Annotated in this window: 12 protein-coding genes and 1 pseudogene; 7 read left to right on the forward strand and 6 right to left on the reverse strand. The window is 42.9% G+C overall.

What is annotated here, in order from left to right:
- The 3 genes from V7K15_RS06340 to V7K15_RS06350 form a co-directional block, all read right to left on the reverse strand.
- Nucleotides 1-867: ABC transporter ATP-binding protein (locus V7K15_RS06340; RefSeq protein WP_334904013.1), on the reverse strand; the 867-nt coding region annotated here is incomplete at its 3' end.
- 171 nt (nucleotides 868-1038) lie between these two features.
- Nucleotides 1039-1887, reverse strand: a complete 849-nt coding sequence (locus V7K15_RS06345; RefSeq protein ID WP_334904032.1) for an ABC transporter permease — start codon at nucleotides 1885-1887, stop codon at nucleotides 1039-1041.
- Nucleotides 1888-2257: 370 nt separating this feature from the next.
- Nucleotides 2258-3013, reverse strand: coding sequence for a Uma2 family endonuclease (locus V7K15_RS06350; RefSeq protein ID WP_334904015.1), 756 nt, complete (start codon nucleotides 3011-3013; stop codon nucleotides 2258-2260).
- 292 nt (nucleotides 3014-3305) lie between these two features.
- On the opposite strand from V7K15_RS06350, the gene petP reads away from it, so the two are divergent.
- From petP to V7K15_RS06375, 5 genes and pseudogenes are all read left to right on the forward strand, one after another.
- The gene (petP, locus tag V7K15_RS06355) at nucleotides 3306-3497 is read left to right on the forward strand and encodes a cytochrome b6f subunit PetP (protein ID WP_292832168.1); all 192 of its coding nucleotides are present in this window, start codon (nucleotides 3306-3308) and stop codon (nucleotides 3495-3497) included.
- 118 nt (nucleotides 3498-3615) lie between these two features.
- The gene (locus V7K15_RS06360; RefSeq protein WP_334904017.1) at nucleotides 3616-4716 is read left to right on the forward strand and encodes a Get3/ArsA fold putative tail anchor-mediating ATPase NosAFP; all 1101 of its coding nucleotides are present in this window, start codon (nucleotides 3616-3618) and stop codon (nucleotides 4714-4716) included.
- 189 nt (nucleotides 4717-4905) lie between these two features.
- Nucleotides 4906-5952, forward strand: coding sequence for a chlorophyll synthase ChlG (gene chlG / locus V7K15_RS06365; protein ID WP_334904019.1), 1047 nt, complete (start codon nucleotides 4906-4908; stop codon nucleotides 5950-5952).
- 204 nt (nucleotides 5953-6156) lie between these two features.
- On the forward strand, nucleotides 6157-6444 hold the full coding sequence (locus V7K15_RS06370) for a hypothetical protein (protein ID WP_334904021.1): 288 nt from the start codon (nucleotides 6157-6159) through the stop codon (nucleotides 6442-6444).
- Between the two features lie 32 nt (nucleotides 6445-6476).
- A pseudogene (locus tag V7K15_RS06375) lies at nucleotides 6477-6578 on the forward strand (DUF433 domain-containing protein); the annotation flags it as partial.
- Nucleotides 6579-6692: 114 nt separating this feature from the next.
- On the opposite strand, the gene V7K15_RS06380 reads toward V7K15_RS06375, so the two are convergent.
- Nucleotides 6693-7616, reverse strand: a complete 924-nt coding sequence (locus V7K15_RS06380; protein WP_334904023.1) for a nucleoside hydrolase — start codon at nucleotides 7614-7616, stop codon at nucleotides 6693-6695.
- Between the two features lie 16 nt (nucleotides 7617-7632).
- Between V7K15_RS06380 and V7K15_RS06385 the strand changes: the two genes are divergently transcribed.
- A complete protein-coding gene (locus V7K15_RS06385; RefSeq protein WP_334904025.1) occupies nucleotides 7633-8064 on the forward strand; it encodes a nucleoside deaminase in 432 nt (143 codons plus the stop codon).
- 140 nt (nucleotides 8065-8204) lie between these two features.
- On the opposite strand, the gene V7K15_RS06390 is transcribed toward V7K15_RS06385, so the two are convergent.
- Complete coding sequence (locus tag V7K15_RS06390; RefSeq protein ID WP_334904027.1) at nucleotides 8205-9329, reverse strand: metallophosphoesterase family protein; 1125 nt, start codon at nucleotides 9327-9329, stop codon at nucleotides 8205-8207.
- 256 nt (nucleotides 9330-9585) lie between these two features.
- On the opposite strand from V7K15_RS06390, the gene V7K15_RS06395 reads away from it, so the two are divergent.
- Complete coding sequence (locus V7K15_RS06395) at nucleotides 9586-10458, forward strand: S-methyl-5'-thioadenosine phosphorylase (RefSeq protein WP_334904028.1); 873 nt, start codon at nucleotides 9586-9588, stop codon at nucleotides 10456-10458.
- A gap of 695 nt (nucleotides 10459-11153) precedes the next feature.
- On the opposite strand, the gene V7K15_RS06400 is transcribed toward V7K15_RS06395, so the two are convergent.
- Nucleotides 11154-11395: WD40 repeat domain-containing protein (locus V7K15_RS06400; protein WP_334904030.1), on the reverse strand; the 242-nt coding region annotated here is incomplete at its 5' end.

An 11395-nucleotide genomic window follows, 5' to 3' on the forward strand; every position in this document is an offset into this window, starting at 1 on the left:
ATTAATAGTAGCTAATTTATTTCCGTGTCTATATGTGTAATTGTCGTGTTGATTATTATTGACAAAACCAGCATTGGTTTCAATAAAATTTGTCTCTTCTGGATTATACTGTTCAAGCTCAAATTCATTATTATCTGAGCTTAATAAAGCAATATAATGATTTACTACCTGCTTAGGCTCACCTATTTCTAAGATTCTTCCATGATTCATCAATACTGCGCTATTACACAACATCTTGACGTTTCCAGAATCATGAGAAACAAATAATATAGTCACTCCTTCTTCTTTTAGCTGACGAATACGCTTCATACAGCGAGCTTGGAATTTCGCATCTCCTACAGCCAAGGCTTCATCTACGATTAAAATACTCGGTTCTGTATTAGCAACTACTGCAAATGCTAGTCTTACTACCATGCCACTGGAATAGGTTTTAACGGGATGCTCAAGAAAATCGCCAATTTCAGCAAAAGAAGCAATTTTGTCAAATTTTGCTTCTATTTCGGCTCGGCTTAACCCTAAAACTTGCCCATTAAAAAATACATTTTGCCGCCCAGTAAACTCAGGATTAAACCCACTACCAAGTTCCAATAATGCTGAAACGCGACCATTTACGTACAATTTGCCTGTTGTTGGTGTCAGCGTTCTGGCAATAATTTGTAGCAGTGTACTTTTGCCAGAGCCGTTTTGACCAATGATGCCTACAGTGTCACCTTTTGAAATCTCTAGGCTAATATCCTGTAATGCCCAAAACTCCTGAGCATGGGTTTTAGCAGGTAGTAAAAGTTCTTTTAGTCTATCTACCGGACGAGCATACCGCTTATAGCACTTCGAGACATTCTTCAGCGAAATTGCAATCTCCTCACCCATATTACTGCACACTTACTATTATTTCATCTAGACTGCACAATTCTAATCAGTCAGATACATCATCAACTAATCAAAATTTCCACCCTTTTTTGAATCATATCGCTATCGTGTACTGTATAGTTCACCTTGCCATTAGGCTGATTTAAGATTTAGTGGATCAGTAAAAATTTCCTACAAAACATCGGCAAAAGCTGGACGCAAACGCTTGTACACTGTAAAACCACAACAAAATATAATTGTTGCGACGACAGAAGTAACTCCCCATTCACCCCAATGCTTCACCTCCCCAATTAAAACTATGTCACGATAAACTTCAGCGATCGCTGCCATCGGATTTAACCAGAATACCAAAGTCTGCCATTGCTCTGGAATTGCTGATGCTGGATAGACAAGCGGTGTCACATAAAACCAAATATTTAAAATCACTAATAAAGTCTGCGGAATATCTCGCAAAAATACTGTTAGTCCTGCTGCTAAATAGCCCAACCCTGCTGTTAGCAATAGCTGTGTTAGCCAGACCAAGGGTAATAGCGCCAAGGTAGTATGTAAAGTATGAGAAGTTACCGCTACGAAAAAAATCAATGCCATTAAACCAAAGGAACTCTCAATGAATGTTGACAAAACTGGCACTAGGGGTAACAAAGCTAGAGGAAACACCACTTTCTTGACTAAATTCGGTTGTCCTACTACCGAATTAGCGGACTGGATTAGACCACCCGTAAAAGCAATCCAAGGAAGTAACCCTGCAAATAGCCACAAACCAAAGGTGAAATTATTTTCTGGTAAACCCTTGAGAGTAGTGAGCTTCACCTTCAGCACAGTGGAAAACACATAAGTATAAATAAATAACTGTGATAGCTGATTTAGCAAAGGCCACAAGTTGCCCAAAACTGAACCCTTGTAACGTGTCTCTAAATCCCGGCGTACTAGAGTTCTTAGTAAGTCGAAGTTCACCCACAACTGTCCATTTATGGGCAAAATGCCCCTCGATCTCCCTAGCTTACGTACAACTCCCCGCATTGTCGGCAACAATTTCTGCTTCCTCGCTCACAACTCACTATCCACTCACCTAATTGCTCTCACAGAAGTATTATATTTATGAAAGTTCCTTTTTTAGGAAATTTCAAATAAAAATATCCCACTACTTCTTGTAAGGTGGGTGTCTCAATCGCCTTTGGCTGTGGGCGGACAGGATACCCACCCCAGAAGATTGAATAATTTATTTGTTGAAAATCCCTTTAGTGCTTTTAGAATCTATCATGACTAGAAAATTCTCTTGAAATTATCTTCATTAGTATACTATCAATCAGCTATTGTCAAGTGTATTTTTACTACAAATATAACTTCTGTTTGCAAGCCTGCTTTGCTTGTTAAGGATGCGAGTTTTTGCTTAACTCAAGTTATCTGGATCAACTCCCTGCGATCGCAAATATTCTGCTAATCGCTCTGCACGTTGATGTTCTTGTTCAGCCCGTTGGCGTTCTTGTTGGGCTTGTTCCGCCAACGTCGGCACCCAACCTGCGGTATTATACCAACGTAACCACAAACCTGTTGTTTGCTGATAAGTACCCTGCCATAGTCCTAATCCTAGTTCTAACTTGTCCAGCCAGAAACGGTTTTCTGTTAGGTAAATTGCCTCATAACTAGTGCCAGTGAGTCGAAAGGCGCGGAGATTATTTTCATAACGGTCATAAACAACGTAGTAGGGAACACGCAAAATCCCTTCGTATACTTCCCACTTCGTCGGCGGTTGATTTACCTCCCTTAATCTTTGTCCCAAGTCATCTTGTTCAGTACCTGGGGAAAGTAATTCAACGATTAAAAATGGATCAACTCCCTCTTGCCAAACGACGTAACTTAAGCGTAGGTCTTGTTGTTGACTAGCACTAGGTACTCCCAAAACTAAGTACCAATCAGGACGCTTGTACCATAAAGTATGGCGGGGGTCGTAGTAAAGGTTCAAGTCACTAGCAACTAAAATTTCTTCAGATGAATAGTTAGGAGATTGACAAGTTTCACTAAGTAAATCCGCCTGAATGCAATGAAATTCGTCTGGCAAACCTGATTCCCCTACTAATTCACTAGGTAAATCATACATCGTCGGCATGGTTTCTTGGGGTGGACGGGGTGGAATTGGTTGATACATAACTACTACCTTTGTTGCTTAACTCAAACTATCTGGATTAACTCCTAACGATCGCAAATGTACCGCCAATAGTTGCGATCACATCTGTTCTTGTTCCAACTGCAATTGTGCCTCAAATGCCTGTTGCGCTGTGACAAACATTGGGTATATAAGAGTTTGGTTGTTGATTTAATTTTAAGCTGTAAGCTCAGGAGTCAGAAGTTTGAAATTTTCTCCCTGATCTCCCCTGAATTTGTCAGAGCAGAGTCACGGATTCCGCTACACTGAGACTTGGTTTATTTGAAAATCAGGCATGGAAATCGGACAAAAGGTTAAAGTATTTCGTTTGCGCGATCGCGTTTCTCCCCCGGTTGTGAAAAAACTCGGACAAGTGGGTATCATCCAAGGCTACAAAGTCACTGATGGTGGTGGAATCGGTGTAGTGGTGGTGTTTGACGACAACACTTCCACTTGGTTTTTTGAAGATGAAATCAAACCTGTGTAATCGGAATAACTCAGAACCGGGTTTTTCTTGGACTCTGAAGTTGAAAGCACAAGCTCAGAGTCTTTATTGAGTGCTAAGTTGGAGTTGAAAACTCGGCGGTGAAAATAGGAATCAAGTAATGGCTCTAATATTGACATTTTTGGGCAAAGGCGGCACCGCTCGTACCAAAATTGCGATCGCCGCCGCCAAATTATTGGCAAGTCAAGGCAAGCGCGTACTTCTAGCAGGACATCCAGAACCAGCATTACCAATTCTGCTGGGTACTCCCATTGCTGCCGATCCCCAAGAAATTGCTCCCAATTTGCAAGCAGTCCAGTTTCAAGCATCTGTACTACTAGAACGCAATTGGGACGAAGCGAAGAAACTTGAGGCGCAATATCTCCGCACGCCCATCTTCAAAGACGTTTTTGGTCAAGAACTGGTAGTATTGCCGGGGATGGACAGCGCCCTAGCTCTGAATGCGATCCGCGAATATGATGCTAGTGGCAAATATGATGCGATCGTCTACGATGGCACGGGTGACTCTTTAACGTTGCGAATGTTGGGTTTACCAGAATCTCTCAGTTGGTATGTGCGGCGATTTCGGCAATTGTTTGTCAACTCCGATTTGGGAAAGACGATTACGGAATCGCCCTTGATTCAACCACTAATTAGCAGCTTTTTCAATATCAACTGGACAGCAGATAACTTTGCCAGTCCCACTAATCAAGTCAATAATTTCTTAGAAAAGGGGAGAGCCGCTCTTGCTGATCCCAAGCGTCTGGCTGCTTTCTTGGTGACTACAGGAGATCCCATTGAGGTAGCAAATGCTCGTTATTTGTGGGGTAGCGCTCAACAAATCGGTTTAACTGTCGGTGGTGTTCTAGTTGTGTCTAGTGAGACAAACGTCAACCTGTCAGAGGAATTTATACCCCTAACAGTGAGCGTCATTCCCGACTCGCCAACAGGTGATTGGCAACCACTGATAAACGCCCTACCCAACTTTGAAGCCCAAGCGTTACAGGCTCCCAAACCAATTGAAATAGACATCCACAACCGTCAAGTACGCCTATTCTTGCCAAGTTTTGACAAAAAGCAAGTCAAGCTCACCCAATATGGGCCAGAAGTGACAGTAGAGGCAGGAGATCAGCGACGGAATATTCCCTTACCCCCGGCTCTGAGTGGCAGACCCGTTGCTGGAGCAAAGTTTCAGAATAATTATTTGATAATTTCCTTTTAAGCTATGGGAATGGGGAGTGGGGAGTGGGGGAACAAGAATTTTAGATTTTAGACTTCGGCGTGAGCGCTCAGTCGAACGCTTTTGGATTTTAGATTGAAATTTAATCCAAAATTTAAAATCCAAAATCCAAAATTCAATTGCCCCATGCCCAATGCCCCATGCCCAATGCCCTATTAATCAGTAAATCTTATGTCAGAATCAACTCCCATTACCCCAGACCCCAATCCATCTGAGGCGCTAGACTCAGTGATAAATAATCCCAATGAGCAAGCGTTCGCATCTGCCTCTAGCAGCGCGAAAACTAGGCAACTATTGGGGATGAAAGGTGCAGCGACAGGGGAAACTTCAATTTGGAAAATTCGTTTGCAGCTAATGAAGCCGATTACCTGGATTCCCCTAATTTGGGGCGTAGTCTGTGGTGCGGCTTCTTCTGGGAATTATACCTGGACAGTGGAAAATGTGTTGAAAGTAGCAACCTGTATGTTATTGGCTGGGCCATTGATGACAGGTTACACCCAAATCCTCAATGATTACTACGATCGCGAAATCGATGCGATCAATGAACCCTATCGCCCGATTCCTTCTGGGGCAATTCCCCTACCCCAGGTAATTATTCAGATTTGGGTATTACTGATTGCTGGCATTAGTTTGGCATTTGTGCTAGATGTGTGGACTGGTGATCAATTCCCGACAATTACAGCGATCGCAATTATCGGTTCTTTCATCGCCTACATTTATTCTGCACCTCCCCTGAAACTCAAGCAAAACGGCTGGTTAGGCAGCTACGCCTTGGGTGCAAGCTATATCACCCTACCTTGGTCTACAGGACACGCTTTGTTTGGTGATCTCAATTCCACAATTGTAATTTTGACAATGTTCTACAGCTTGGCTGGATTGGGTATTGCCATTGTCAATGATTTTAAGAGTGTAGAAGGCGATCGCCAGCTAGGATTACAGTCATTACCCGTAATGTTTGGTATCACCACTGCGGCATGGATTTGTGTAGTGACGATTGATGTCTTTCAAGGATTGATCGCAGCTTATCTGGTCAGCATCCATGAGAATTTGTACGCAGCAATATTAGTACTGTTAATCATCCCGCAAATCACCTTGCAGGATATGTATTTTCTGCGCGATCCCGTGAAGAATGATGTTAAGTACCAAGCCAGCGCCCAACCGTTCCTTGTTCTAGGAATGCTCGTTACTGGTTTAGCACTGGGTCATGCTGGCGTTTAACTAATACTTCTTAGGAATTAGGAGTTAAAATACTAGGACTTACGCAAAATTCTCTCAAAAACCTGATTTGTCGTAGCGGGAATTCATGTAGCTTTAGCTTTCCTACGGAACGCTACGCGAACCCGCAGGGTATTACCGCTACTTCGGAATTTTTTTGCTTAAGTACTGGATACTTCTAACTCCTAATTTGTATTAAGACATACCGTGTTTAAACTGCTATCTTTCCTGATTCATGCAATTCAACCTTTCTTAATCCCGATTTGCTTTGTCGTTGCTTGGACTGTAATTATTCTCGTTGCTTTGAATCTCTGGGCGGCGGCGCGGGATAGTGTGACTACAGCCAAGCAAATGCATCAAATTCCCTGTACTGGTTGCCAATTTTTTACCGACAATTACCGTCTTAAATGTACTATACGCCCATCTATTGCCAACACAGAAGAAGCGATCAATTGTTCTGACTATCAACCGAAGACGAATCCTTATCTCTATTAGCCTGTGGACTCGTATTTTTGTATCGGCTATTTATGACTTTAGCATTTAATGAACAAGCTGCTATCATTCGCACCGAGCGAGGACTGACGATTGCCGGCACCCGCATTACTCTCTACGATGTGATGGATTACGTTACCACTTATTAATAATCAGTAGGGGCAATACCCTACGGGTTCGCGTAGCGTTCCGTAGGAAAGCTAAAGCTACATGAATTGCCCCTACAGCGTGTACTTTTACGTAAGTCCTATTTATCTTGCCCATTGCTGCAATATATAAGCATAAAAAGCCTCTTTATCTACTTGATCCATTGCATAAATTTTCCGACCACCAGGAATTACTTTAGTACGCCCCTGACTCAGACCAGTGGTGATAATTTCTGTTTCCCATTCGCGTAACTGATAGAATTCCGGGTTTCCCAAATAAGCTGTCGCCAGCACATCCCAAAAATAATAATCCTGGGAGATAACTAGTGCGTAACATTGTCCAGCTAAATCAGAGATGGGATAGTGGCGTTGTCGCCCCATTTTTTGCACTAGTTCTGATGTGACTGGGACATTGTTAGTTAAATCCAAAGGGCACATAATAATTTCAATTTGGCTTTGCCATACCCGCGCTGCTGAAATTGCGTCCCAATAAACATTCCATTCGGCAGAACCATCTTGTCCTGCTTCTAAACTTCTTTCCACATTACCACCAACATTCAACGCACCCCCCATCCAAACAATTTTGTGAATCTTCGCTTCAATTTCTGGTGCTTTGTCTAAAGCCACTGCAAGCGTCGTCAGCGGCCCCGTTACCATCAACGTTACGGGGCTTGATGCCTCCTGCAACACCTTGATCATAAAATCTTGACCTGTTTCGGCAACCAGAGGCGTGGTGATGCTTTCGCTTTGATTGAGAATGGGGAGATGGTCAACGATAAACGAATCGCGGCGATAGAGAGTAGGAAATGGATTGATACCGCGCACAGTGCTTTCTGCAACCGAGATATGAGAAAATCCCATCAAATCGATAATTTTACGTGTGGCGCTAACAGCCGGTTGAATATAACAATCTGCTGGAGTGACGACAACGCCAAGAAGTTCAATATGATTCATTGTCAACAGCAGCATAGTTGCTAGATAATCATCTACACCGCCATCATGATCCATTAATACAAGTTGTTTTGACATAAAAGGAAAATTAATAATGAATGAGTTTATGGAAGCTGCAATTCAAGAAGCAAAACAAGGCAGACAAGAAGGTGGAATTCCCATAGGTTCGGTTCTGGTCAAGGATGGTAAAATTCTTGGTAGAGGACACAATAAACGTGTGCAAGATGGCGATCCTGTCACTCACGCCGAAATCGATTGTCTCCGCAATGCTGGGAGAGTTGGCAGCTACAAAGGTACAACACTTTATTCAACCTTAATGCCGTGTTATCTCTGCGCTGGGGCAGTGGTACAATTTGGGATTAAAAAAGTCATCGCTGGAGAATCGAGAACTTTTCCTGGTGCAAAAGAATTTATGGTATCTCACGGCGTGGAAGTAATTGATCTTAATCTTGACGAATGCGAACTAATGATGAGTGAGTTTATTCAAACTAACGCGGAACTTTGGAATGAAGATATCGGTAATTAGAGAGACGCGATTAATCGCGTCTGTACAAAAGTTAGGAGAGACGCGATTAATCGCCTCTGTACAAGAGTTTGGAGTAGCCCTGCCAAGGTGACTTTTGATCAGAGAATTATGGCAGGGATGAAGGAGGCTACTGATCACTCCTAACTCAGCAAAAGTGTGCTGTTATTATCAATTAGGGTAAGAGTTTCACTAAAAGCCATGTCTGGGTTGGGCTGCGCCAATGCATTATAGGTCTGAATGTAGCGCCGCACTTCTAGCGGAAAGTTGGGGTAATCTAATACTGCATCCCCATCGGCAATAGTTGACCAAAAGTCTCGCAAACTAGGAGCTAATTTTTTGGCCTGTGATAATGGTAAGTATAATGGAGAGTCAGTTAGTAACTTGATTAAAAAGGGGAAAGAGCGATCGCCCATCCACTGCCGCGATGACTGTTGCAAGTCGGGAAACTCCGGCACTGACTCTACCCGATGGGATAAAATTTGCAACGATTCTTTACCCTCGTTATCCCGATGAAATTCTAGCACCCGATAAGGATGAGGATAGCTAACTAAAGAACCAGTGGTAATATCATACACTCCATCTGAGTAAGCAACATCCTGAATGTGCAAATGCCCGGTAAATACTAGCTTGACTCCGTAGCGCCTCAGCAATTGCAACAGTTCTGGTGAATTCGCCAACATATAGCGATTTGCCAGTGGATGGCTCGATTGATTGGGCAAATGCTCCACTACATTATGATGCACCATCACCAGAACTAATTCATCACCAGATGCCGCCAGCACCTCTTCTAACCACCGTAGCTGTTTGGTATCCAAACACCCCACCTGCTCATCCTGTTCATTAAAGGAGTTAGAATTCAGTCCAATCAGCTTAACACCAGGCAATAACTGACGAATGTAGTACATCTGCTGTGGATCGTCATAGCCAAACTTCGTGTAATAGTACGGAAAATCCGCAAAAGCAATTGATTGCTGCGAAGCCAACAGCACAGGAACGTCATGATTACCAGGAACAACATAGACGGGAAAAGGTAGCTGGGCTAAACATTGTTGCAACCAAGCGTGGTTCTCTGGTTCGCCGTGCTGAGTTAAATCTCCTGGTAACAACAAAAAATCTAAATCGAGTTGTATTAAATGTTCTAGTACACTTTTAAATGCTGAGATGCTGACTTCCACTAGATGAAACCGACTGGGATGATCCCAGATTGTGTGGGGAAGTGCCAAGTGTAAGTCGCTAACTACCGCAAACCGAAAATTGAGAGTCATTGATTTATAAAAATGTTAAAAGCAGGGGTTAAAACAAGCCTTTATTTCAAAAGTATAACCCTTACTTTCTCTCCCTGCTCAGGAGTGCGTCTATTTAACATTTGTATACATTAGAACTTATGCAAAACTACACACGCTCAGGGCAATACCCTGCGGGTTCGCGTAGCGTTCCGTAGGAAAGCTAAAGCTACATGAATTGCTACTCCCCTTTTCGATAAAATAACTTAGCAGATCAGCAAGTAACAAGTTTAGAATCATGGCTCAAGCTAGTATTGGGATTATTGGTGGTAGTGGTCTGTATAAAATGGACGCACTCAAAGATGTCGAAGAGGTGCGAGTCGAGACTCCTTTTGGTTCACCATCTGATGCTTTGATTCTGGGGACTTTGGATGGTACACGGGTAGCTTTTTTGGCGCGTCATGGTCGCAATCATACGCTTTTACCCTCTGAGTTACCGTTTCGCGCTAATATTTATGCGATGAAGCAATTGGGTGTGGAGTATTTAATCTCAGCTAGTGCTGTGGGTTCTTTGAAAGTAGAGGCGAAACCATTGGATATGGTAGTGCCAGATCAGTTTATTGATAGAACAAAAAATCGGATTTCCACGTTTTTCGGTGAGGGAATTGTTGCTCACATTGCCTTTGGTGATCCGATATGTAAGAATTTGGCTGTTGTGTTGGCAGATGCGATCGCATCTCTCAATTTACCAGAAGTTACTCTCCATCGCGGCGGTACTTATGTGTGCATGGAGGGGCCAGCTTTTTCCACTAAGGCAGAATCGAATCTTTACCGCAGTTGGGGTGCAACAATCATTGGGATGACGAATTTACCAGAGGCGAAGTTGGCAAGGGAAGCGGAAATTGCCTATGCAACTTTAGCGCTGGTAACAGATTATGATTGTTGGCATCCAGACCATGACAGTGTGACAGTGGAAATGGTAATTGGCAATTTGCTGCGGAATGCTGTGAATGCTCAAAAGGTGATTCAAGAAACTGTGCGGCGCTTGAGTGAAAATCCGCCGCCGAGTGAGGCGCATTCGGCATTGCAATATGCGATTTTGACTCAGTTGGATAAAGCACCAACGGCGACGAAGGAAAAGTTAGGGTTATTGTTGCAGAAGTATTTGTAGTATTGGTAACGAAAGAGCGATCGCTACGACGTATTTTCTCAGATTACATCAAGAGCTAATACAGTTCGGTTAAGGCAAGAGACGCGATAAACCGCCATCTCTACGAAACGACTGATTATTGTAGAGACGGCGATTTATCGCGTCTTTGTGACGATTTATCGCGTCTTTGTGATAATTTATCACATCATTGCAATTTAGAATTTTCATTATTTCATTAAAAACCTTAACCGAACCATATTAGAGCAAAAGCGATCGCTACAACGTGTGGTTCCTGAGCGCAGCCTCTCGTAGAGAAGAGAAGGGCTACGCCTACGCACCATCAGATTCTTCGGTGACGTGCCATTATTATAAAATCATATAAGTGATAAAACGTAAATATATAAGCTTTCATCAACAAACGCATGAGTTTCATCAACAAACGCATGAGTTTCATCAACAAACACATGAGTTTCATCAACAAACGCATGAGTTTCATCAACAAACGCATGAGTTTCATCAACAAACGCATGAGTTTCATTATCAAGCTTTGCTTATTCGTGGTGTCTGGCAGATTTATTCTAAGTTGGGGCTGCTCATTACAGAAATCTCTCCGCGTACCCCAATCAAAAGACCTCTCCCTGCTTTTACTACACAAAACCTTCCCTCTCCGAGTCGGAGAGAAACTTGAACTTTAGTTCAAGGCAGGGAGAGGTTTATTACCTGCGTGTATCAATATCATCACATAGACGCTTATCCTTCTCATTCACATTGGGGTTATTTTGCAAATAATCGCGCACCCAAGCACAACCCTTAACCATTAAATCATCCAAATTGAGATTCCACAGCTTCACCGTCTTGTCTAAACTGGCAGAGGCAATGGTTTGACCGTCGGGGCTAAATGCCACACTATAAACCGAACTGCTATGACCTTGGAGAGTTTGTAAGAGTTGCCCGTTGC

The organism is Nostoc sp., assembly GCF_036919815.1.
Taxonomy (GTDB): domain Bacteria; phylum Cyanobacteriota; class Cyanobacteriia; order Cyanobacteriales; family Nostocaceae; genus Nostoc.

What these genes read in the sequence shown, in the direction of transcription:
- V7K15_RS06345 (WP_334904032.1), bottom strand. Translation starts at nt 1,887, where the DNA reads ATGCGGGGAGTTGTACGTAAGCTAGGGAGATCGAGGGGCATTTTGCCC.
- V7K15_RS06350 (WP_334904015.1), bottom strand. Translation starts at nt 3,013, where the DNA reads ATGTATCAACCAATTCCACCCCGTCCACCCCAAGAAACCATGCCGACG.
- petP (WP_292832168.1), top strand. Translation starts at nt 3,306, where the DNA reads ATGGAAATCGGACAAAAGGTTAAAGTATTTCGTTTGCGCGATCGCGTT.
- V7K15_RS06360 (WP_334904017.1), top strand. Translation starts at nt 3,616, where the DNA reads ATGGCTCTAATATTGACATTTTTGGGCAAAGGCGGCACCGCTCGTACC.
- chlG (WP_334904019.1), top strand. Translation starts at nt 4,906, where the DNA reads ATGTCAGAATCAACTCCCATTACCCCAGACCCCAATCCATCTGAGGCG.
- V7K15_RS06380 (WP_334904023.1), bottom strand. Translation starts at nt 7,616, where the DNA reads ATGTCAAAACAACTTGTATTAATGGATCATGATGGCGGTGTAGATGAT.
- V7K15_RS06385 (WP_334904025.1), top strand. Translation starts at nt 7,633, where the DNA reads ATGAATGAGTTTATGGAAGCTGCAATTCAAGAAGCAAAACAAGGCAGA.
- V7K15_RS06390 (WP_334904027.1), bottom strand. Translation starts at nt 9,329, where the DNA reads ATGACTCTCAATTTTCGGTTTGCGGTAGTTAGCGACTTACACTTGGCA.
- V7K15_RS06395 (WP_334904028.1), top strand. Translation starts at nt 9,586, where the DNA reads ATGGCTCAAGCTAGTATTGGGATTATTGGTGGTAGTGGTCTGTATAAA.